This is a genomic window from Hominilimicola fabiformis, from assembly GCF_020687385.1.
GTDB lineage: Bacteria > Bacillota > Clostridia > UBA1381 > UBA1381 > Hominilimicola > Hominilimicola fabiformis.
The window spans coordinates 87,982-110,920 of the sequence record NZ_JAJEQM010000009.1; the positions used below are offsets into that span (position 1 = coordinate 87,982).

Below are 22,939 nucleotides of genomic sequence, written 5' to 3' on the forward strand. Positions count from 1 at the left end.
GGTATTATAATATTAGTCGTTAATTGATTCCCATTTCCAATTACGAACTTCAGGCAAGTCCTGACCGTATTCGGCAATGTATTGCTTATGTTCAACAAGTTTATCGCACATAAGTTGATTTAGGTATGCACCCTTATTGCCAAGCTGAGGCAAGCTTTCAACAGTTGCCTTAACAAGGTGGAAACGATCGATTTCATTTTGAACACGCATATCGAACGGAGTAGTGATTGTGCCCTCTTCCATATAACCAAAAACGTGAAGATTTCTGTTATGTCTGTTATATGTAAGTTCGTGTACAAGTTTTCTGTAACCGTGGAATGCGAATATAATCGGCTTATCCTTTGTAAAGATTGAATCGTATTCAACGTCGCTAAGACCGTGAGGGTGTTCAGACTGTGGCTGAAGTTTCATAAGGTCAACTACGTTTACAACACGAATTTTTAAATCAGGCATATTCTTATGAAGAATTGTAGCTGCCGCAAGAATTTCAAGTGTCGGTGTATCACCGCAGCAAGCAAGTACAACATCAGGTTCACAACCTTTATCGTTTGATGCCCAATCCCAAATACCGATACCTTGTGTACAGTGCTTAACAGCCTGTTCCATTGTAAGCCATTGCGGACGTGGGTGCTTTGATGTTACAAGAACGTTTACATAGTTCTTACTTCTGATACAATGGTCAAAGCATGATAGCAGGCAGTTGGCATCCGGCGGAAGATAAATTCTTGCAACGTCTGCTTTCTTATTTGAAATATGGTCAAGGAATCCCGGGTCCTGGTGTGTAAAACCGTTATGGTCTTGCTGCCATACGTTTGATGACAAGATAAGATTTAGCGATGCAATCTTTTGACGCCATGGAAGTTCCGATGTAACCTTTAACCATTTAGCATGCTGTGCAGCCATTGAATCGATTATTCTGATAAATGCTTCGTAACTTGCAAAGAAACCGTGACGACCTGTCAAAATATAGCCCTCAAGCCAACCTTCACACATATGTTCCGAAAGCATTGAGTCCATAACTCTGCCGTCTGTTGCAAGGAATTCGTCATTATCGTATTTTTCACCGTTCCAGTCACGGTTTGTTTCTTCAAACACTTTACCAAGTCTGTTTGACATAGTTTCGTCAGGACCGAATATACGGAAATTTTTGCTTTCCTTATTTAGTTTGAATATGTCACGAACAAATCCGCCAAGTTCAATCATATCCTGTCCCTCGACAGAACCCGGAAACGGTACATCAAATGCATAATCTCTGAAATCAGGCATACGTAAATCTCTTAAAAGCAAACCGCCGTTTGCGTGTGGGTTAGCACCCATTCTGTAATTGCCCTCCGGAGCAAGTGCGGCGATTTCAGGAACAAGTCTGCCGTTTTCGTCGAACAATTCTTCAGGTTTGTAGCTTAACATCCATTCTTTTAGCTGTTCAAGATGTTCAGGCTTTGACATATCCATAGGTACTTGGTGCGCTCTGAATGTACCTTCGATTTGGTTTCCGTCAACAACCTTTGGACCTGTCCAACCCTTTGGTGTACGAAGAACAATCATAGGCCACTTTGGACGTGACGCGTCATTATTTTCACGGGCATTCTTTTGGATTGCCTTAATCTTTTCGATTACTGTATCCATAGTTTCTGCCATCAATTTGTGCATTGTCATAGGGTCGTCGCCCTCAACAAAGTACGGTTCCCAACCACATCCCTTGAAGAATGATTCGATTTCTTCGTGTGATATACGTGAGAAAATTGTTGGATTTGAAATTTTATATCCGTTTAAGTGAAGTATAGGTAATACCGCACCGTCATTTATTGGGTTTAGGAATTTGTTTGATTGCCATGCTGTTGCAAGAGGACCTGTTTCAGCCTCACCGTCACCGACAACACAAGCAGTGATAAGATCGGGATTATCAAATACCGAACCGAATGCGTGTGCAAGTGAGTAACCAAGCTCACCGCCTTCGTTGATTGAACCCGGTGTTTCGGGTGCAACGTGGCTTGAAATACCGCCCGGGAATGAGAACTGCTTAAACAGTTTTTTCATACCCTCTGTATCTTGGCTTACGTTCGGATATACTTCCGAATAAGAGCCTTCCATATATGTATTTGCCACCATAAAGTTACCGCCGTGTCCCGGACCTGAAATGTAAATCATATCAAGATCGTAACGCTTAATAACTCTGTTTAAGTGAGTGTAAACAAAGTTTTGACCCGGCACTGTACCCCAGTGGCCTACTATTTTGTGCTTTACGTGTTCTCTTTTAAGAGGCTCTCTCAAAAGAGGGTTGTCAAGTAAGTAAAGTTGACCTGCCGCAAGATAGTTCGCAGCTCTCCACCATGCGTCCATTTTTGTAAGCATTTCGTCGCATAATGGCTGTTTTTCCAAACAATCATTTGAATTCATAAAAATTCTCCCTCCGTTTTTTTTTTACATGGCAATTTTATTCCCAAGCCGTAAAATTAAATGTCTAAAAATTGTCATACTACTCTCCAAGAATAAATTATACGCCTGTGTTAAATATTTGTCAATGTTTATTTTGACAAGATTAGCCTTTGTTTTTTGGATATAACTGTTCACTTTTTTGTTGCGTGTTTCTAACCAAAAAGATAACAATGATGATATAAAAATCAAACGTCTGTATGCAGACGATGTTGGTATTTGCGGTAAAGTTATTATCATACAAAATGCAATGAATAAGAATGTTAATGTAAAGATTCGGTATAATTCAAAGCAGGAAATTTTAAATAAAGAAATACCGCCCGTTAAAATTGTAAAGTTTATTGACAAAAATCTGTTTTATTTGATTTCGATAGAAAACGGGGAGTTGGCATATTACAGAATCAACAGAATTATTGATATAAAGCTTACGAAAACCAAAAGTATCGTATCTGATGAAGATTTGAAATTGCTTGATATTTTTGATTACGGTTATCATACTTGTAATAGACATTAACAGAATGTAAAATTTTTTTATTATCTTTCACTTGACAATAGAAAAAATATTATGCTACAATAGTACAAAAATGGACTGTCCGGAATTGTACTAAACGGAGGTGGACTATGTCGGTTGAAAATTATATCAATCAATACTGTTCATACATACATGAATGGGATGCGGTATATGAGGAATATGCGAAGTCTGTAGGACTGTCATATACGGGGTTGATTATTCTGTATGAAATTTATGAAATTGAAAACTGCACGCAAAAGAAGTTATGTGAATATTGTTTTATACCTAAGCAGACCGTTAATGCGGTGGTAACGTCTTTTTACAAAAACGGTTGGATTATGTTAGAGGAAATGCCGCAGGACAGGCGGAACAAGACAATTCACCTAACCGAAAAGGGCAGAAAAGATACTTAAGAAATATTAGAAAAAGTCAAAGAAAACGAAAACAAAGCCATGGAGCAGTTAAGCGAATCGGAGCGAGAAACATTGATGTCGCTTACAAAAAAGTATGTTACCTGCTTTAAAGATGTTATGTTGAAAGGATAAAATGAGTAAAAATAATCAAGATGTTTTAAATCGTCCGATACATTTAAAAATGTTAATCGGATTTTCATTGCCGACGATTTTGTCGATGGTATTTATGAGTATTTACACGACTGTTGACGGACTGTTCGTGGCAAGGCTTGTTAATACAGACGCACTGTCGGCGGTTAATATCGTAATGCCGATGGTATTTATCGCAACGGGAATAGGAACAATGTTCGGCAGCGGCGGTAATGCGTTGGTGGCGAAGAAAATAGGTGAGGGCAAAAAACAAGAGGCACGAGAAGATTTTTCACTGTTGCTTTTTACGTCGTTTGTTGTGAGTTTGGTTATATCGGTTTTGTGCTTTGTATTTTTAAAACCGCTTTTGAGGTTGCTTGGCTCTGACGATAATTTAATGACATATTGTATAGAGTATATGTATCCGATTTTGATAGCAATGCCGTTTACGGTATTCGGTATGATGTTGTCAATGTCGTATATAACGGTCGGAAAAGCACATTTCGGACTGTGGATGTCGATACTTGGCGGTGTGCTGAATATCGTGCTTGACGGGTTGTTTATAGCGATATTCAAGTGGGGTATTGCCGGTGCGGCTATTGCCACTTCAATAGGTTATGTTACAACGTCGATTATCGGACTTGTGTACTTCTTTGTGAACAGGAAACACGAACTGTATATAGTTAAACCAAAATTGAGATGGCACACGATTATTAAAAGCTGTACAAACGGCTCGTCTGAAATGATTGGAGTGTTCGCAGGAAGTATCGTTGCAATTTTGTTTAATAATATTCTAATGCGTATGGCAGGATCGGACGGTGTTGCGTCAATCACGATTATGCTTTATGTGCAGGAGCTTTTTAACGCGGTGTATCGTGGATATGCAACAGGTATTGCACCTGTCATCAGCTATAATTTCGGCCGTGACGATTCGGTGAGGCTGAAGAGAATTCACTCAATCAGTACAAAGGTTATATTGCTTGCGTCGTTTGTACTGACGAGTGTGTGTATTGTGCTTGCACCGACTTTGGTTGAATTCTTTGCCGGTGATAATCAGTCCGTTCTTGAAATGGCAGTGCATGGATTCAGAATTTTTGCGATAAGCTGTTTGTTTGTCGGAATTAATGTGTATTCATCATCACTGTTTACCGCATTGAATGACGGCAAAACATCCGCAATATTGTCATTTTGCAGAACTGTTGTTTTCTTGGTAGTGCCTGTGCTTGTACTTCCTATGATAATCGGCTTGGACGGTGTATGGTGGTCAATGCCGATAGGTGAATTGCTGTCGTTTGCAATGAGCGTGTACTATTTTAGAAAATTGTATTTCAGAAAAGTAAAAGCATGATAAAAAGCTATGGCTTAGCCATAGCTTTTTACTATTTTATGTTAAAATACAATCCCCAATCTTGATCGTTTGCATATGGGTCGGCGTAGTTTGCGGATATACCGTTTATCGAGGTAGGGTAGACGTATGCACAAGTGGCGGTACCGTCGGAGTTCAGCAGACTAAGCACGGAGCGGTGAGAATAATCCGCTCTTTTTTTATACTCGTTTGAGCCTATAATATCGCCGTAATCACTATACGCATTACCTGTAAGCGCACTCCAATAATGTGGGAAAGTATCGCCGTACAGTCGACATTTGCCGAACCAATAACCGTCCCAATGACGTATGGCGGTTTCATACAAATGACAGTCGGGCTGTAAGCCGTTAAAAAGTTCGAGTACATCAAGTTGAATTTTTGCGGCGTCAAGATACTTATTCTCATTTGTAACAATATATGTTTGAAGTAAAATGTTCGTCGCCGGTGCGACTATGCTCTGCTCATAATTTACTTCGTGTGCGGGATAATCAAGTGCTGTTTCGGCGATATAATCGGCATGTTTTTTAAACCACGCAATCATATTATCCGCCATATCGGTCATACCGCTTTCTCTCAAACACTCAACAAGTTTTACAATCGGCACTTCAATAGCATAAAAATGCTCACCGCCTTGGTTGTAAAAAAATAACATAATCTTATACGCAATTTCAAGCATATTTTTGTCCCTAAACAATTTGTAAAGTTCAATATAAAACAAGCTGAACCACGGATAATTGTAAAGGCGGGTAAAGGAATTATCGTAATTGTAGTCATTGAACACCTCGCCTGTTTCGATGCAAACAAGGTTGTTTTGTACGTATTTTATGTACTTTTTAAGACTATTTAAAAGCACTTCGTCATCGTGATTTTGCAGATATTTTGCAATAAGCACTCCCATACCGACACGCTCACGACCTCCGTTAAAGTCGTATTCACGATTATAATATATATGCTTTTCCTCATTGTCATAGATAAGATATGCACCGTCAAGCTTGCTTTTCGGATTGTTGTATTGCTGATTTTCAGCGATAAAATGACATCTGTTTTTAGCAAGTTCATCAAGACAAGGCAAGACCAAAATGTTGCAGTGAGTAACAACATCGTCAATATTTATCGAATATGAATACTTTCTCGGTGTATCGGCTTTTGTTGAAATGACAATTTTATTGTTTTCGATTTTGTAGTCAACAGATTTGTTATTTTCTCTGATTTGCAACTCAGAAAAATCAAAGTTAGGTGAAACGGTTATATTGATATTTTCACCGCTGAACAGTACGAAATTTTCAGCCGAAACATTGATAAAACGATTGCATAGTTGATTAACTTTGCTGTAAAAATCGTTTTTGCCGTTATGCCAAAATAATTTCCATTCAATCGTAAAACTTTCATTCGGCACAAGTGCGACAGGTGACGGGTGAAGAATAAAATCACCTCTGTCGTTGCTGATTTTTTCAAAATCACGCTCGACACTGTAACCTGAAAGACTTCCATCGGTCAGCGCAAGTCCGAGGTGTGGAGCTTCGCCACCCATTCTAAGACACATAACATACGAAATATTTTCGCCACACCAAATATGTGTGTGACATTTTGTCGTCATACACGCTTTAGCACCGCAGGTGTAATCATCATTAAAAGGCGTGTATATAGAAATATCTTTCAGTGACGTAAAAATGTCCTTGTCGGTGGTGTTTGTGAACGTGTATCGCTCTGTGATTATATCGTCTGATTGAGAGGAAGTCTTTTTTACGGAAATGCCTTTAGGGCATTTAACCGTACCCCATTCGGTGTTTCCCTCAATCCAATTCATTTTGTATTTATCGTTTGCGTTTATCAATTCTTTCATAAAATTAATCCTTTCTTTTATTATTAATATTTCCACATCTTTATCGCACGGCTTTGTTGCCTGAATTGATTAGGAGTGACTTCCTTCATATTCTTAAATACGCGGTTAAAATACTGACTGTTATCGTAACCGCACATTTTATAAATGTCGTGTATCGGAATTTTTGACTCGCATAAAAGCAGACATGCGCGTTGAATTTTGAGCGCATTTATATAGTGAGTAATCGTAATGCCTGTGTGTTCTTTGAATACACGGCAAAGATGACTTTTTGTTATGCCGAAATGCTCCGAAAGAGCGTCAAGTCCTTTGATTTCAAGGTAGTTTTTCTGTATGTAATTTCCGATTGTTGATAAATCGGAATCGAATGTGCGCTTGGCATTCGGATTGCTGAAAGGAATGTGCTTGTACAATATGTCAACTATTGCAAGCATACAGTCGTTACGCATATCAACGTTGTTGTAAGCAGTGAGCGAATATGTGCGGATAATCGGGAGTAAGTTGGGAGGGAGTGATATAAGTGGAGTTTTGAAACATTCCGTTATTTTGTCGTATTGCGATTTAGTAAAATGCTCTTTTATGTATGCGTCCGAAAATTCTATACATATTCCCGAAAAAGCACCATCCCCGAAACTTCTGTGCGGAGTTGAAGCAGAAATCATAAGTGCGTCACCTGTGCCGACTTTGTAAAGCACGTTACCTAAATACATACGCCGTTCACCGTTGCAGACAATATAAATTTCATACGCACCGTGCGATTCGTATATCGGATTGACGTTGCCTTGCTCTTTGTCCTCAATCCAAAAATAAATGTTGTCGGCAGTGTTGGATTGTAATACCTCCATAAATTTTCCGCTCCTTTCAAGATGTTTTTCGATATTTTGATTGTATATTATGATAATCAAATTTTCAATAGCAATATCACATTTCAGAGCAATAAATATCAAAATTGTTTCACTTTTAAAATGAAACAATTCTTGATTTACTTTAAATAAATGGTATAATTAAATTAATTATTTATTCGGAAAGGATTATGGTATTATGAAAGCAAAATTGACAAAGCCGCCTATGGGGTGGAACAGTTGGGATTGTTACGGTGCGAGCGTTACGGAGGAGGAAGTAAGACGTAATGCGGAGTATATGGCGAAAAATTTAAAGGAGTTCGGTTGGGAGTATGTGGTTGTTGACATACAGTGGTTTGAGCCGAACGCAAAAAGTGCGGATTACAACAAAAACGCATCGCTTATAATGGACGAGTATTCACGTCTTATGCCTGCGGTAAATCGTTTCCCGTCGGCAGAGGGCGGAAAGGGTTTTAAACCGCTTGCCGATTATGTGCACAGTCTTGGATTGAAATTCGGTATACATATTTTAAGAGGTATTCCGAAACAGGCGGTAAGACAGAACACAAAGATTTTGGGTACAACTCATACGGCGGCGGAAATAGCCGATTTCGGAAGTGTATGTGATTGGAACGGTGATATGTGCGGTGTTGATATGAGCCGTGACGGTGCACAGGAATATTATAATTCGATAATCAAAATGTACGCCGAATGGGGTGTTGATTTTATAAAGGTAGACGATATTGCAAGACCGTATCACAAGGCGGAAATTGAGGGGGTACAAAATGCGATACAGGCAAGCGGTCGTGATATAATTTTATCGCTTTCACCGGGTGAAGCACCGCTTAAAGAGGCAAAACATCTTAATGAATATGCACATATGTGGCGAATGACCGATGATTTTTGGGACGGTTGGGAACAGCTTAAAAAGATGTTTGACTATTGCCGTAATTGGTTTCCGTATGTGTGTGACGGCGGTTATCCCGACTGCGATATGTTGCCGCTTGGCAGAATAGGTATTCGTTCGCATGGCGGTGACAGAATGACTAATTTCACGCGTGACGAACAACGAATGATGATGACTCTTTGGAGTATGTTTCGTTCACCGTTGATGTTTGGCGGCGATATGGTGTATAACGATGAATTTACGCTGTCACTTATGACAAACAAAACGATTATCGAAATCGACCAAAACGGTTATGCAGGCAGAGAAGTTTACAGAAAAGGCAATGAAATCGTTTGGGCGGCAAACGGAAAAGACGGTAAATATTACGTTGCTCAATTCAATATCGGTGAAGAAGAAATTACCGCAAAAACCGATTTGGCGTTCGTGGGTATTATGCCGAACGAGAATGTAAAAATAACCGAAGTATGGGAAAATAAAAAGGCAGAACTAAACGATAATACAATCATTTCAACTGTTCCGCCGCACGGTGTGAAATTGTTTGAAATCGTGCTATAATAAGCATACGAAGTGTGCGATAATTGTACCTAACGCAATTCCGCCGATAATATCGGACGGATAGTGAACGTACAGATATAATCTTGAAAACGCAATGACACTTGCCAACAAAAATGCGGGATACGCAAACATTATATCAGTGTGCAACAAAACGGCTGCGGCAATGAATGATGACATAGTATGGCAAGACGGAAATGAATAGTCGTACGGTATCGGAATTAAAAGCGATACCGCACGGTTTATCCAACACGGACGAGGGCGGCAGATAATGTTTTTAAGTAAACAGTTGCCGATTAATACGCCCATAATAAGACCGACAAGTATGAGAATACCTGCTTGTCGGTATTTTTTATAACAGATTAATAGAAATGATATTGCTATCCAGACTATACCTCCGTCACCGAGTGATGAGAATTTTACCATTAACGAATCTAAGAATTTACAACGTAATTTATTTTGAATTAAGTCCAAAATCAGAAAATCAACTGTCTGTATCATAAAATCACACTTCTTTCTAAAATTCATTTGTTTTATAAGATGATTTTATCATACAAATGTAAAATCTGATAGCACATAAATCTAAAGAATTTTTAAAATTTTTATAAAGTGCGTTATTCTTGACAGCAAAATTTAACTAATATATAATGAGAATAAACAGCGAAAGGAGCGAGAAAAATGGGGTTTAGGACAACAAAATTAGGAGAGCGGGTATCGGTGGATACGAGGAAAATGTCAAACGGTGAAAGTGAACTTTTTGAATTTGACGAAGATACCAAGCCGTATTTTGTTGATTACACATTAACGGACTTTATTGTGAAAATGATAAATGAAAAACGTATAACAACGGCACAGATTGCGGATTTGAGTAATTTAGAGCCTAATTACATAAACAAACTGCGTATCGGGCAGATAAAGAAACCGTCACGAGATAAACTTTTGCAACTTGCGTTCGGATTATCGTTTACCGAAGACGAAACTCAACTGCTATTACGTTTGGCAGGACTTTGTGCATTGTATCCGAGATTTAAACGGGATTATATAATTATGACGTGTATAAGAGCAAACAAGAGTATTTGGGAATGTAATGACTATTTAATTGAAAACGGTGTAGATGGAGTGGTTACAGAAGAATAAAAATATTGACTTTTTATGTCAAAACAGGTATAATATTAATTAACTAAAACTATTTGGATATTCTATGCGATTAAGGGAGGTAAAAATGGGGGGCAAAAGGTCAATCATATCATTAATAATCGTCTGTCTTATAGGTTGTATGTTATGCGGCTGTGATAAAAAGCAGGATACAGAAAAAGAAATCGGCAAAAATGCACCTAAAATTGTGGTAGGCAGCGACAATTATCCGCCTTTCAATTATATAGACGAGAACGGAAAGCCGACAGGTATTGATGTTGATATTGCTACCGAGGCTTTTAAAAGATTGGGCTACCGTGTCGAATTTGTAAATATTGAATGGGAAGATAAAAAGAATTTAGTTGAAAACGGCGATATAGATTGTATTTGGGGCTGTTTTTCAATCAAAGGACGTGAGAACGATTATAAGTGGACAAAACCATATATGGTCAGCCGACAAGTGGTGGCGGTCAATAAAAGCAGTAATATATATTCTTTGAGTGACCTTGAAGGTAAAATTATTGCGGTTCAATCCACTACAAAGCCTGAGGAAATTTTTCTAAACCGTACCGACAGTAAAATTCCCGAAGTAAAAGAGGTGTTCAGCGTAGAGGACAGGGAGCAGATATACAAATACTTGGGAAAAGGGTATGTTGACGCGATTTCGGCACACGAAACGGCGATAAGACAATATATGCAGGATTATGATATGGATTACAGAATTTTAGACGAGAGCATATTTGTTACGGGAATCGGTGCGGCATTTGCTATAAATGACGATAGAGGAATTGAAGAAAAATTATCCGAAAAGTTTGATGAAATGCAGAAAGACGGCACAATGGAGATTATCGTAAGCAAATATCTTTCCAATGCCTATAAGTATTTGGAGGTGGACAGCCTTGAATGATAAAAAGTTTGAAAATGTCCGCAGCGGTAAAAGTTTTTGGTATAAAGAAATTATATTCGGAATTATTTTTTTGATAATTGTATTTGTCGGTTCTGCACAGGTCGACAAAAAAGCAGCTAAATCTCAAGTCAATTCTACTATAAGCTATGTTAAAACTCAATGCTCAATATATGCAAGATACAATGACGCAACGGAAACAAAAACGCTTATGAGAGTTATAGTAAATACGCAACAGGTAAATCGAGATATAGAGTTTTGCGGTTCGGAGCTTGATGTGGAAGCGTTGAAAAAATATGCGTCTGAACAACGTCTGACAGGTATTATAGTAATGGACGAAAACGGCAAAGTCGAAGAAGAGTGCAGCAGTGACGGATTAAATTCCGAAAGCTTGAAAAAATATATACAAAAAACTGCAGTGCTTGACGTTGCAAAATATCCGAAAAAGACTTATACGGCACATATTGATTTTGCTGACGGTTCGTATGTCAACTTAGCGTCACAGGGAAGAATTGATAAAACAGGTGTGATAGTTGGATTTCATCATACTAACGCTGAGTATGCAAAAAATTATAACCTTACTGTGCAAAGCTTACTTTCGGGATATGATACATATCGTGACGGAATAATCGCAATAACAGACGGACACAAAATAGTGGCGTCTAACGATGAAAGTATGGTAGGTAAAAACGTTAAAGAAAACGAGGTTGTCAGAAAACTGAGAAATAACGGTAAAATCGGCAAATTGGTTAGAGTACAGAATAAGTTTGAAGGCTATTACGGCAGTATGGATAAGAGCAGAGATTACTATATATATGTGTATCTGCCGGAATGTACGGTTTTTGAAATTGTACCGAGAAATATACTCTATGCGCTTGCAATGTATATAACATTGCTTATTATTATCCAACTTATCAAGCAGAGTTCGGAAAGAAAGTACCTTGTTGAACAGAATAAACGTGAGAAGGAATACAAGGAAAAGCTTATGGAATCAGCGAAAAAGGCAGAACAGGCAAACACTGCAAAGACGGAATTTTTACAGCGAATGAGCCACGATATTCGCACGCCGATAAACGGTATACGCGGTATGATAGAGCTTGCGGATTATTACAGTGATGATTTGCAAAAACAGGAGGAATGTCGTAAAAAGATATGGGACGCGTCCGGATTGTTGCTTGAATTGATTAATGAAGTACTTGATATGGGTAAACTTGAATCCGGCGAAATTCTTCTTGAAGAACGTGAATTTAATTTAAAAAAGTTGCTTGGTGACATTGTTAATGTGGTCGAGAAACAGTCGAAAGAACATCAGCTTGAAATTGTTCAATGCGATTATCAGATTGAACATTGGAACTTGATCGGAAGTCCTATACATATAAAGCGTATGCTTATGAACATATTGAGCAATGCCGTTAAGTATAACAGGTACAATGGCAAGATTATACTTGATTGCCGAGAGGTGAGTTGTATCGGTAATGTGGCGCTGATTGAATTTATTTGTAAGGATACAGGTATCGGAATGAGTAAGGAATTTCAGGAACATATTTTTGAGCCGTTCGCACAGGAATTTAACAGTGCAAGAAGTTCGTTCGGCGGTACCGGTCTTGGTATGCCGATTGCGAAAAGCCTTGTTGAAACAATGGGTGGCAATATTGAATTTGAAAGTGAAAAAAATGTCGGAACTACTTTCAGATTGAAAATTCCGTTTAAGATTGATGATTGCGTTCATATCGAAGAACCGACAGAGGAAGAACATAATGTTTCCATAGAGGGAGTACGCGTGCTTGTTGCGGAAGATAATGACCTTAATATGGAGATTACGGAATTTGTGCTTTCATCAGTCGGCGCGGTGGTAATAAAAGCGTCAAACGGTCAAGAGGCAATAGAGATTTTTGAAAAATCTGAAGTCGGAGAAATTGACATTATATTGATGGACGTTATGATGCCGGGCGTTGACGGATTGGCTGCAACACGAATTATACGCTCAATGAGCAGAGAGGACGCAAAGACAATACCGATTATCGCAATGACTGCAAATGCGTTTTCGGAGGATCGTCTCAGAGCTGTTGAGGCAGGTATGAATGAACATCTTGCAAAACCGCTTGAATCGACTGTTATTATTAAAACGATTGCGAAATATTTGAAAGAAGAATAATAAAAAAGCAGATACTGTGTTGTATCTGCTTTTTTGTACATTATATACAAATAATTCCAATAAAAACTGTATAAAAGGTAAAAATTAACAAATGAGTATTTACAAATTAAGTAATATATGCTATTATATATACAGATAACAGGTAAAGTTATCCAAAAAATACTTAAATTATTTAATTTACAAAGGAGTGTGTTTACTATGTTAAAGAAAATTGTTTCAGGAATGTTGGCAGCGGGAATGATGTTGGCGAGTGTATCGGCATTTGCCTGTGATTGCGGATCGGAGTACAAAAAAACTTATGAGTATCCATACATCGGAAATGACAAGCACCAGGTAGCATACCGCTGCAGTAATCCGAATTGCGATGATCCGTTTACATTGGTAGGAACATACGATTGTACATACGAGTGGGTTGAATATGAAAATCCGGATACATGGTCAATTTCGTGGGTTCAAATGTGTACTGTTTGCGGACATATTAAAGATTAAAACAAAATAAATGCCACATCGAGAGATGTGGCATTTTTGATTGCAGATAAAACCATAACTGTTTTATATACAATTTGATATATGCTTTAATGTACAAAATACGATTAAGATTTTTGCACACAATTAACAAATTTGCCGAAAGGACTTTATTTTTTGTCTAAAATGTAGTAAAATATTCCTTGTAGCGTTGTAGAACAGTAGTCTGTAAAAAACAGAACAAAATTTTTATGTAAAACGGAAGGACGGAGAAAAATGGAACAAAATTTACATCAAACGCAAACTGTTACAGTTATTGCACTTATAATCTTTGCATTAATAATGATTGCAATAGGTATATTCAGTGCAAGAAAGACGAAAACAATGGACGGATTTCTGCTTGGCGGCAGAAAAATCGGTGCATGGGTAAGTGCCTTTGCATACGGTACGTCATATTTTTCGGCAGTTATTTTTGTAGGCTATGCGGGACAGCATGGCTGGAACATCGGTTTGGGCAGTATTTGGATAGGCATAGGTAATGCGATATTCGGCTGTCTGCTTGCGTGGATGCTTTTGGCAAAACGTACACGAACGATGACACATACTTTAAAATCAAAAACTATGCCTGAATTTTTTGAAGGGCGATTTAATTCAACAAAGATGAAAGTCTTTGCCGCAATTATTATATTCGTATTCCTTGTACCGTACAGTGCGGCGGTTTATAAAGGACTCGGCTCAATGTTCACAACGATTTTCCCAACGGTATCGGTTAATACCTGGATGCTTGTTATAGCTGTTTTGACGGCGATTTATCTTGTTCTCGGCGGATATGTCGCAACGGCATACACCGATTTTGTACAAGGTATAATTATGATTGTCGGAGTATTTGCAATGGTAGTTGCTATTGTTAAAAATCCGAACGTAGGCGGTTTTTCACACTTCTTCTCAAATCTTGCGTCTGTTGCCGATAACGGTGACAAGATAACGGGCGCTCAGCTTACAAGCTGGTACGGCGGAGCAAATTGGAAATTCCTATGCGTAAATATTTTGCTTACAAGTTTCGGTACATGGGGACTTCCTCAAATGGTTAGCAAATATTATGCGGTTAAAGATATTAAATCAATTCATAAAGCGACTGTTATTTCAACAGTATTTGCACTTATAATCGGTGCGGGTGCATACTTTGTCGGCTCACTTTCAAGACTTGTTTTGAATAACCAACTACCTGAAGGCGGAGTTGATGCGGTTATTCCGAATACATTGCTTACAGCACTCGGTGACCCTAATATCGTAACAACAATCATTCTTGCGGTAATACTTATTCTTTTGTTGTCGGCGTCAATGTCAACGCTTTCATCAATAGTTTTGTCATCTGCATCGGCTATTTCGGTTGACTTAATTCCGGCAGTGAATAAGAATTACAGCGGAAAAAATCAAATGATTTTAACAAGAGCACTCTGTCTTTTGTTCGTTGCACTTTCATACATATTCGCAACGGGCAACATTACGATTATAGTAAATATTATGTCATTCAGTTGGGGCATAGTATCGGGCTGTTTTATCGGTCCTTACATATGGGGTATTTATTCAAAGAAAACAACAAAAGCAGGTGCCTGGGCAGGTATGATTCTTGGATTTTTGACTGTTGCGGTTACAACAATCGTGCTTACATCAATGAATAACGCAAGCTGTGATACTGTATACGAAGCATTCAAGCTTGCCGCAAAGAAAGCACCTGAAATGGGTGTTGCCGCAATGGCTGTGTCACTTGCAGCAGTGCCTGTTGTATCAATGTTTACAAAAAAATATGATGATAAATTCCTTGACGGAGTGTTTGCAAAGAACGCCGACGAGGATTAAAAAGGAGATATTATAAAAATGCCAATTACTGAACTACTTGAAAAAAACGCACAAATGTACGGTGATGAGGTAAGCCTTGTGGAGATTAACCCAAAGGCTATGGAACACGCAAAGGTTACATGGAGAGAATACTCTCTTATCGAAACAAACCCTATGGAGGCAGGTCGTACCGAGATAACTTGGAAAGAGTTTGACAAAAGGTCAAACCGATTTGCGAATTTGCTTCTAAGCCGTGGTATTAAAAAAGGCGACAAGGTTGCTATACTTCTTATGAACTGTCTTGAATGGCTGCCGATATACTTCGGTATATTGAAAGCCGGAGCAATCGCTGTGCCGTTAAATTACAGATATACGGCTGAAGAGATTAAGTATTGCCTTGAGCTTGCAGAGGCAGACGTGCTTGTGTTCGGTCCTGAATTTATCGGCAGAGTTGAGGAAATAAGCGACAGAATACCGGGCGTAAAGCAGACGTTTTATGTGGGTGCGGAATGCCCTACATTTGCGGAGAGCTATGACTATCTTGTTAAATTTATGCGCAGCATTAAGCCTGATGTTGAAATAACTGACGACGATAATGCCGCAATATATTTTTCATCGGGAACAACAGGTTTCCCGAAAGCGATTTTACACGCACACAGAAGTCTTGTTCATTCCGCAATTGTTGAACAAAAACATCACGGACAAACTCATGATGATGTGTTCTTGTGCATACCTCCGCTTTACCATACGGGTGCAAAAATGCACTGGTTCGGAAGTCTTATTTCGGGCGGTAAAGCCGTACTTCTAAAGGGTATAAAGCCTGAATGGATTTTACAGGCGGTGTCGGAAGAAGAATGTACAATAGTATGGCTTTTAGTGCCGTGGGCACAGGATATACTTGATGCGATTGAAAGCGGTGAAGTAAAACTTGACAAATACAAACTTGACCAATGGCGATTAATGCACATAGGTGCTCAACCTGTTCCGCCGAGTCTTATCAAGAGATGGAAGAAGTATTTCCCTAATCATCAGTATGATACAAACTACGGTCTTAGCGAATCAATCGGACCGGGTTGTGTACATCTTGGCGTTGAGAATATACATAAAGTCGGTGCAATCGGTAAAGCCGGTTACGGTTGGGAAGTTAAGATTGTCGATAAAGACGGCAATACCGTTAAGCAAGGCGAAGTCGGCGAACTTTGCGTAAAAGGTCCGGGCGTAATGCGTTGCTACTATAACGATAAAAAGGCTACCGATGAAGTGTTAAAGGACGGTTGGCTTTTGACGGGTGACGTTGCGAAAGAGGACGAGGACGGATTTATTTACCTTGTTGACAGAGCGAAAGACGTTATCATTTCGGGCGGTGAAAACTTGTATCCGGTACAGATTGAGGACTTTTTAAGAAAACATGATGCAATTAAGGACGTAGCCGTTATCGGTTTGCCTGATACAAGATTGGGCGAGATTGCGGCGGCAATTATTGAATTAAAGCCTGACCACGTCTGTACGGAGGCAGAAATCGAAGATTTCTGCAAAGAATTACCGAGATATAAAAGACCGCATAAGTTTATTTTTGCAGACGTTCCGAGAAATCCTACGGGTAAAATCGAAAAACCTAAACTTCGTGAAATTTATTGCGGTGAAAGCGTTGTCGCAAAACAAATTGAAAATTAATATTAATTCAAGAAAGGTGTCGCTATGACACCTTTTTTGTTGCAAAATTTTTGAGTTTGTATTATACTGTCTGTAAATAATATGTGAAAAAGATGTGAGTTATAATGGTGGATTATGAAATTAAATATACAAATCGAAAAACACTTGCGATATACATAACGAAAGAAGCAAGAGTGGAAGTGCGTTGTAACAAGCGTGTACGCAAAGCGGATATTGAACGGTTTATCTGTGAAAAAGAAAAGTGGATAAACGAAAAACTTGAATTAATGCGTAACAGAAAGAGCGTGTTGATTGGTAACGGAAGTAAGATTTTGTACTTGGGTAAAGAGTATGAAATTGTTGTTTCCGAAAGCAAAGAGGGTATGTATGACGATAAATTTTTTGTACATCCGAGCAGTGACAAAAGATACGTTTATATCGTTTTAGAGAAGTTTTATAAACAAAAAGCAAAAGAAATAATAGCCGAACGGCTGCACAAATATGAGCAGATTATGGGCTTGTATTCAACCAAATTCGGTATAACGTCCGCAAATACAAGATGGGGTTCGTGCAGCGGAAAGAACAGTATCAACTTCACTTGGAAACTTGTTATGGCGGATATTGATGTGATAGATTACGTTGTCGTGCACGAAATCGCACATATAAAAGAAAAAAATCACGGTAAGAATTTTTGGAACTTGGTCGGTAAATATTATCCGAATTATAAATCTGCAAGAGTGTATTTAAGAAATTTATCGGTAAGAATACAGCAAGATAACTGGATATAAAATTTTTTACAAAAAATTTTTTAAAAATGCAACGTTTTCCTTTGACCGTTTGTTTTATATATGAGGACCTCAAAAAAGTAAAAAATGCCGAACTTTTTCGGCATTTTTTTGTTTTCGCAACTTATTATCCTATATATTGGACTTAGGTTGTGATATAATTTAATCAAGTAAAAGTTTAAGTGGGGTGAAAAGTATGGATATATCAAGCAAAATGCAAAATGTGATAGAAGAACAATTAAAGGAAATTGAAGAAAAAGAAAATGTGAAGATAATTTATTGTGTTGAATCGGGAAGTCGTGCGTGGGGATTTGCGTCACCGGACAGTGATTATGACGTGAGATTTATATATGTACGCAATAAAGAGGATTATTTGAAATTGAATAAAAATCGTGATGTTATAGAGTGGCGACTTGATGATGTTCTTGACATAAACGGCTGGGATATACAAAAAGCACTTAGGCTGTTGTACAAGTCCAATCCGACTTTGTTTGAATGGAGTATGTCGCCGATAGTATACAAGACAACACCTCAATGGGAAAAGATTTCGGGAATTGTAAGTCAGTATTTCCTTGAAAAAACAGGTGTGTATCACTATTTGAGTATGGCAAAAGGAAATTACAGAGAATATTTGAAAACCGATGAAGTGAAATTAAAAAAATATTTTTATGTTATAAGACCTATTCTTGCGTGTAAGTGGATTTTGGATAAGAAAACCGCACCGCCTATGTTATTTTCGGAATTGATGAATGAGTGCCTTGACGATGAATTGAAACCAGAAATAAATCGCTTGCTTGAAATAAAAAAACAAACTTCCGAACTCGGAAAAGGAAAAAGAATTGATGTTATAAACGACTATATCGAAAAAGAACTTGCGGAAATTGAAAAGAAAGCCGATATAATTGAAAATGAATATAACGATTGGGAGATTTTAAATAAAATATTTTTAGAAATATTAGAGCAGTAGGGGTGGAAATATGGCATACAGTGAGCTTATAAAGAATTTTGAAAATATTCGTGATTATATAAGTCAATTTTATGTGTACGGATTTAAAAGACGTAAAGATTATGACAAAAAAAGCAGCAGAAGTTATGATAATGAACGTCGCAGAATTGAAAGTTGGCTTGGGGAATATATGTGTTTCACAAATGAGTCGGACGGCAAAAGTGCTTTTTTATCACTTGACAGCAGAACTGTTTTGCATAATCCGCTATACAAGGCATTTAAGGCGAAAAGCTTTACCGATAAGGATATAATGCTGCATTTTTATATACTCGATATTTTGAAAAACAAAAGTCTTTCGTCAAGTGAAATTGCCGATGAAATAGCGAATGAATATTTCTCAATGTTTGAGAGTGTCAAGGAATGTGATGAGTCAACCATAAGAAAAAAGTTAAACGAATATGAAAAGTTGGGGCTTATAAAAAGTGAAAAGCAGGGCAGAAAAAGAATATACAGTTTAAACGAATGTGATGTTGATTTGGATAAGTGGAGAGATGCACTGTCATTTTTTACGGAGGTTAATCCTATCGGAGTTATCGGCTCGTATTTGCTTGACAAATTTGACAATGAAGAAAATCCGTTCAGATTTAAACATCACTATATATTCAACGCACTTGAAAGTGAAGTGCTGTATGATTTGCTTGATATAATGAACGGCAACTGTAATGCGGAAATAAAATTATTTTCAAACAATATGCAAAAAATAAAAACATATAAAGTTTTACCGCTTAAAATTTATGTCAGTACATATTACGGCAGACGGTATGTTTTGGTGTGGAATTATATTTTTAAACGCTTTGCATTTTACAGACTTGACAGAATAAAAGAGGCTTGTAAGTCAAATGAATGTACAAATAAAAATGAAATGATGACAAGAGCCGATACTGCTGTGCAAAAATTATGGGGAGTGTCGTTCGGAAAAGAAAACTACATCGAAAAACTTGAAATGACTGTCCGCATAGCAAAGGGCGAGGAATATATTTTAAAACGGCTCGAAAGAGAAAAAAGAAACGGAACTATCCAAAAACTTGCAAACGGTGATTACAAGTTTATGACGGAAGTATATGACGCGTCGGAAATGATACCGTGGATAAAAACATTTACAGGCAGAATAGTTGAAATAAAGTGCAGTAATGAACGTGTTGAAAAACAAATAAAAGAAGATTTTGAAATGATGAAGAGGATATACGAGGTGCGGTAATGATATTCAGTGAAATTTACGGAGAATATTTTAATGCAGTGGCAAAAATTCTGGATACAGCAGTGCGTGGCGAGTTAAATGAAAATGATATAATCAGCATTGTCGGCGAAAGTGCATTCGGTGAAAGTATACTTAGTCTGCCGCAAAAAATAAAAAATGAGAAGTGGGGACTGTTAACGTCCGATTTGAAAACTCCGATAAAAAACAAACCGCAGATGCCGTTGACCGATACGGAAAAAAGATGGCTCAGAGCGGTTTTGAACGATTCGAGAGTGAAGTTGTTTGATGCGGACATAAAAGGCTTGGAGAATGTAGAGCCGTTATACAGTCAGGATATGTTTGTGTATTTTGACAGGTATAATGACGGTGATCCGTATAATGACGAACGATATATAAGGAATTTTAAAACTGTTTTAAAAGCCTTGCGTGAAAAACGTAAAGCAGTCGTTAAATTCAGAGGCAGAACAGGTAAAGTGCATAATAAATCGGTGATACCGTACAACATAGAATATTCACCGCAGGATGACAAATTCAGATTACAGGCATATGCAAGACATACTTTGTGGACGATTAATATTGCACGAATTGAAGATTGCAAGCTTGACGAAAAATTTGAAAAGACAGTTTCGTATAAAGTAAAAAAGGAAAAATTGGTGATTGAACTAATCGATGAAAGAAATGCACTTGAAAGAGCAATGCTGCATTTTTCTCATCTTGAAAAGAAAACAGAAAAAGTTTCAAACGACAGGTATAAGATTACTTTGTATTATGATAAAGATGATGAAACGGAGCTTTTAATAAGAGTTTTGGCGTTCGGACCTGTAATGAAAGTAACGGAGCCGGAATCGTTTATCGAGCAGATAAAACAAAGACTTAGAATGCAAAATAATTTAAAAAAATAGTGTTTCGCAACTTTTTTTCCGTGAAAAGAACAACTCATATGTGTATAATTAAAATCAATAAAGGTGCTAACAGCAATCGGTTCTACATAAGATTACCTGTTTTTGCTGACAGGTTTAGCGGGTTCGACTCCCGCATTGTTTATTAGAAGAGCACCTTGTATCTACATGAACAATTAAAGGTGCTAACAGCAATTTTTTAGATGCAAAATGAGCTACGATGAAAGTCGGAACTCTATTTAACAAAAAGCACCTTGCTATAAAGGCACACACAGCAATGATTTTTTGATTGATCCATATATTCAAAATGTGCCTTGTTTTTTTATTTTAATTATCAGGAGGGATTTTCAATGCTTGAATTATTAAAAGAGAAATCTAACAAAACATATACCGAAAACGGAGCGGTTACATACAAGGGAACAGAATCATATTGCCTTGATTTGTTTTCAACAATCGGTGCGTTAAGAAGTGCCGATGAAACAGAAATTATAAAGCGATTTATCAGAGCATATAACGAAAATCCCGATATGGCAATGAAAATTTTGTTTTATGCAAGAGATGTTCGCGGCGGAATTGGCGAAAGACGTGTGTTTCGTATAATACTTAAATTCCTTGCATTATATAACAAGCAGTCGCTTATTAAAAATATAAAATATGTCGGCGAATACGGACGGTTTGACGATTTGCTTGTACTGCTGTATACCGATTGCAAAGAATATGTTATAAAATTTATAAAAGAACAGCTTGAACAAGACATTGATTTAATGGCAGAAGGTAAGAATATATCGCTTTTGGCAAAGTGGTTGCCGTCAGTAAATGCGTCAAATAAAGCGACTAAATACAATGCCCGAAAAATAGCCAAAGCACTCGAAATGGATAACTGTGAGTATCGAAAAATGCTTTCACGTTTGAGAAACTATATTAAAATAATCGAAAATAATCTTAGAGAAAAAGACTATACATTCGATTATTCATATCAACCGTCAAAAGCATTGATGAAATATCGAAAGGCATTTATACGAAACGATAAAGACAGGTATAGCGAGTTTTTGCAAGATGTACAATCTGGAAATGCGAAAATCAATACGGAAACTCTTACACCTTACGATATTATTGCTCCTATTATCAATGAAGATATCGAAATAAGCGATGAGGAAAGAAAAAGTCTTGATGTGACGTGGGATAATCAAGCTGACTGCACAAATGATGAGAATGCTGTTGTTGTAGCTGATACGTCGGGTTCAATGTATTGGTGCAGTGCAACTCCGAAACCGATTTCGGTAGCGTTTTCACTCGCAATATATTTTGCGGAAAGAAACAGCGGTGATTTTAAAAATCACTTTATTACTTTTTCGTGCAATCCGCAACTTGTTGAGATTAAAGGTAAGGATATTTATGAAAAAGTGAAGTATTGCGAAACTTTTGCGGAATGTGCCAATACCGATATTCAAGCGGTGTTCGACCTTGTTTTAAGTACGGCGGTGAAAAATAAAACATTGCCTGAAGATATGCCGTCAAAATTGTATATAATATCGGATATGGAATTTGATTATTGTGCGGAAAATTCTGATGTTACAAATTTTGAATACGCAAAGGAAAAGTTTGAACAGAACGGATATGCTTTGCCTAAGGTGGTGTTTTGGAATGTTGCAAGCCGCAATATGCAATCACCTGTAGAAATGAATGAGCAAGGTGTGACGCTTGTTTCCGGTTGCAATCCGAGAATTTTTTCAATGGTTACGGAAGATAAGTGTACTCCGTATGAGTATATGCTTGATGTGCTTAATCAAGAGAGATATGCTGATATTAAGGCATAAAAAAGGCGAGATGGTTTTTGAACCGACCCCCAAAAGTTAGACCAAAAATCTAACTATTGGGAGGTCGGTTTTTTCATGGCAAAATATAGTT

19 protein-coding genes are annotated in these 22,939 nt (G+C 37.7%); 15 read left to right on the forward strand and 4 right to left on the reverse strand.

Translation table 11 applies throughout. The features are described from left to right. Positions 1 to 12: 12 nt before the first annotated feature. Positions 13 to 2,397, reverse strand: a complete 2,385-nt coding sequence (locus tag LKE05_RS07820) for a phosphoketolase family protein (protein WP_308456448.1) — start codon at positions 2,395 to 2,397, stop codon at positions 13 to 15. Between the two features lie 178 nt (positions 2,398 to 2,575). Here LKE05_RS07820 and LKE05_RS07825 point away from each other — a divergent pair, with 178 nt between their 5' ends. The 3 genes from LKE05_RS07825 (at position 2,576) to LKE05_RS07835 (ending at position 4,834) form a co-directional block, all read left to right on the forward strand. Next, a complete protein-coding gene (locus tag LKE05_RS07825; protein ID WP_308456449.1) occupies positions 2,576 to 2,947 on the forward strand; it encodes a WYL domain-containing protein in 372 nt (123 codons plus the stop codon). A gap of 107 nt (positions 2,948 to 3,054) precedes the next feature. Then, positions 3,055 to 3,357: a MarR family winged helix-turn-helix transcriptional regulator gene (locus LKE05_RS07830; RefSeq protein ID WP_308456450.1), complete on the forward strand. Its 303-nt coding sequence runs from the start codon at positions 3,055 to 3,057 to the stop codon at positions 3,355 to 3,357. Positions 3,358 to 3,538: 181 nt separating this feature from the next. After that, positions 3,539 to 4,834: an MATE family efflux transporter gene (locus LKE05_RS07835; RefSeq protein ID WP_308456451.1), complete on the forward strand. Its 1,296-nt coding sequence runs from the start codon at positions 3,539 to 3,541 to the stop codon at positions 4,832 to 4,834. A gap of 31 nt (positions 4,835 to 4,865) precedes the next feature. Here the strand turns inward: LKE05_RS07835 and LKE05_RS07840 are convergent, their stop codons facing one another. Next, positions 4,866 to 6,695 (reverse strand): hypothetical protein, encoded by a 1,830-nt coding sequence (locus LKE05_RS07840; protein WP_308456452.1) that lies wholly within the window; start codon positions 6,693 to 6,695, stop codon positions 4,866 to 4,868. A gap of 23 nt (positions 6,696 to 6,718) precedes the next feature. Beyond that, a complete protein-coding gene (locus LKE05_RS07845; RefSeq protein WP_022229768.1) occupies positions 6,719 to 7,537 on the reverse strand; it encodes an AraC family transcriptional regulator in 819 nt (272 codons plus the stop codon). Positions 7,538 to 7,733: 196 nt separating this feature from the next. Between LKE05_RS07845 and LKE05_RS07850 the strand changes: the two genes are divergently transcribed. Then, entirely contained in the window at positions 7,734 to 8,996 is a 1,263-nt protein-coding gene (locus LKE05_RS07850) for a glycoside hydrolase family 27 protein (RefSeq protein WP_308456453.1), read from the forward strand. Here LKE05_RS07850 and LKE05_RS07855 read toward each other — a convergent pair. Further along, on the reverse strand, positions 8,991 to 9,494 hold the full coding sequence (locus LKE05_RS07855; RefSeq protein ID WP_308456454.1) for a phosphatase PAP2 family protein: 504 nt from the start codon (positions 9,492 to 9,494) through the stop codon (positions 8,991 to 8,993). The two genes, LKE05_RS07850 and LKE05_RS07855, sit on opposite strands and share 6 nt — an antisense overlap. A gap of 216 nt (positions 9,495 to 9,710) precedes the next feature. On the opposite strand from LKE05_RS07855, the gene LKE05_RS07860 reads away from it, so the two are divergent. From LKE05_RS07860 to LKE05_RS07910, 11 genes are all read left to right on the forward strand, one after another. Further along, a complete protein-coding gene (locus tag LKE05_RS07860) occupies positions 9,711 to 10,130 on the forward strand; it encodes a hypothetical protein (RefSeq protein WP_308456455.1) in 420 nt (139 codons plus the stop codon). Between the two features lie 85 nt (positions 10,131 to 10,215). Beyond that, positions 10,216 to 11,034 (forward strand): substrate-binding periplasmic protein, encoded by an 819-nt coding sequence (locus tag LKE05_RS07865; protein WP_308456456.1) that lies wholly within the window; start codon positions 10,216 to 10,218, stop codon positions 11,032 to 11,034. Next, positions 11,027 to 13,186 carry an ATP-binding protein gene (locus tag LKE05_RS07870; protein WP_022229773.1) on the forward strand — a complete coding sequence of 720 codons (2,160 nt, stop codon included), beginning with the start codon at positions 11,027 to 11,029 and terminating at the stop codon, positions 13,184 to 13,186. Before LKE05_RS07865 ends, LKE05_RS07870 begins: the two co-directional genes overlap by 8 nt. Before the next feature lie 198 nt (positions 13,187 to 13,384). After that, the gene (locus tag LKE05_RS07875) at positions 13,385 to 13,675 is read left to right on the forward strand and encodes a hypothetical protein (protein ID WP_022229774.1); all 291 of its coding nucleotides are present in this window, start codon (positions 13,385 to 13,387) and stop codon (positions 13,673 to 13,675) included. 252 nt (positions 13,676 to 13,927) lie between these two features. Further along, positions 13,928 to 15,511, forward strand: coding sequence for a sodium:solute symporter family protein (locus LKE05_RS07880; protein WP_308456457.1), 1,584 nt, complete (start codon positions 13,928 to 13,930; stop codon positions 15,509 to 15,511). A gap of 18 nt (positions 15,512 to 15,529) precedes the next feature. Further along, positions 15,530 to 17,164 (forward strand): class I adenylate-forming enzyme family protein, encoded by a 1,635-nt coding sequence (locus LKE05_RS07885; RefSeq protein ID WP_022229776.1) that lies wholly within the window; start codon positions 15,530 to 15,532, stop codon positions 17,162 to 17,164. Between the two features lie 104 nt (positions 17,165 to 17,268). Continuing rightward, positions 17,269 to 17,931, forward strand: coding sequence for a M48 family metallopeptidase (locus LKE05_RS07890; protein WP_308456458.1), 663 nt, complete (start codon positions 17,269 to 17,271; stop codon positions 17,929 to 17,931). Between the two features lie 193 nt (positions 17,932 to 18,124). Then, entirely contained in the window at positions 18,125 to 18,895 is a 771-nt protein-coding gene (locus LKE05_RS07895; RefSeq protein WP_308456459.1) for a nucleotidyltransferase domain-containing protein, read from the forward strand. 10 nt (positions 18,896 to 18,905) lie between these two features. Further along, on the forward strand, positions 18,906 to 20,132 hold the full coding sequence (locus LKE05_RS07900; protein ID WP_308456460.1) for a WYL domain-containing protein: 1,227 nt from the start codon (positions 18,906 to 18,908) through the stop codon (positions 20,130 to 20,132). After that, entirely contained in the window at positions 20,132 to 21,034 is a 903-nt protein-coding gene (locus LKE05_RS07905; RefSeq protein ID WP_308456461.1) for a WYL domain-containing protein, read from the forward strand. Before LKE05_RS07900 ends, LKE05_RS07905 begins: the two co-directional genes overlap by 1 nt. Before the next feature lie 347 nt (positions 21,035 to 21,381). Beyond that, positions 21,382 to 22,848, forward strand: a complete 1,467-nt coding sequence (locus tag LKE05_RS07910) for a DUF2828 family protein (RefSeq protein WP_308456462.1) — start codon at positions 21,382 to 21,384, stop codon at positions 22,846 to 22,848. Positions 22,849 to 22,939: the final 91 nt, after the last annotated feature.

What these genes read in the sequence shown, in the direction of transcription:
- LKE05_RS07820 (WP_308456448.1), bottom strand. Translation starts at nt 2,397, where the DNA reads ATGAATTCAAATGATTGTTTGGAAAAACAGCCATTATGCGACGAAATG.
- LKE05_RS07830 (WP_308456450.1), top strand. Translation starts at nt 3,055, where the DNA reads ATGTCGGTTGAAAATTATATCAATCAATACTGTTCATACATACATGAA.
- LKE05_RS07835 (WP_308456451.1), top strand. Translation starts at nt 3,539, where the DNA reads ATGTTAATCGGATTTTCATTGCCGACGATTTTGTCGATGGTATTTATG.
- LKE05_RS07840 (WP_308456452.1), bottom strand. Translation starts at nt 6,695, where the DNA reads ATGAAAGAATTGATAAACGCAAACGATAAATACAAAATGAATTGGATT.
- LKE05_RS07845 (WP_022229768.1), bottom strand. Translation starts at nt 7,537, where the DNA reads ATGGAGGTATTACAATCCAACACTGCCGACAACATTTATTTTTGGATT.
- LKE05_RS07850 (WP_308456453.1), top strand. Translation starts at nt 7,734, where the DNA reads ATGAAAGCAAAATTGACAAAGCCGCCTATGGGGTGGAACAGTTGGGAT.
- LKE05_RS07855 (WP_308456454.1), bottom strand. Translation starts at nt 9,494, where the DNA reads ATGATACAGACAGTTGATTTTCTGATTTTGGACTTAATTCAAAATAAA.
- LKE05_RS07865 (WP_308456456.1), top strand. Translation starts at nt 10,216, where the DNA reads ATGGGGGGCAAAAGGTCAATCATATCATTAATAATCGTCTGTCTTATA.
- LKE05_RS07875 (WP_022229774.1), top strand. Translation starts at nt 13,385, where the DNA reads ATGTTAAAGAAAATTGTTTCAGGAATGTTGGCAGCGGGAATGATGTTG.
- LKE05_RS07880 (WP_308456457.1), top strand. Translation starts at nt 13,928, where the DNA reads ATGGAACAAAATTTACATCAAACGCAAACTGTTACAGTTATTGCACTT.
- LKE05_RS07885 (WP_022229776.1), top strand. Translation starts at nt 15,530, where the DNA reads ATGCCAATTACTGAACTACTTGAAAAAAACGCACAAATGTACGGTGAT.
- LKE05_RS07890 (WP_308456458.1), top strand. Translation starts at nt 17,269, where the DNA reads ATGGTGGATTATGAAATTAAATATACAAATCGAAAAACACTTGCGATA.
- LKE05_RS07895 (WP_308456459.1), top strand. Translation starts at nt 18,125, where the DNA reads ATGGATATATCAAGCAAAATGCAAAATGTGATAGAAGAACAATTAAAG.
- LKE05_RS07900 (WP_308456460.1), top strand. Translation starts at nt 18,906, where the DNA reads ATGGCATACAGTGAGCTTATAAAGAATTTTGAAAATATTCGTGATTAT.
- LKE05_RS07905 (WP_308456461.1), top strand. Translation starts at nt 20,132, where the DNA reads ATGATATTCAGTGAAATTTACGGAGAATATTTTAATGCAGTGGCAAAA.
- LKE05_RS07910 (WP_308456462.1), top strand. Translation starts at nt 21,382, where the DNA reads ATGCTTGAATTATTAAAAGAGAAATCTAACAAAACATATACCGAAAAC.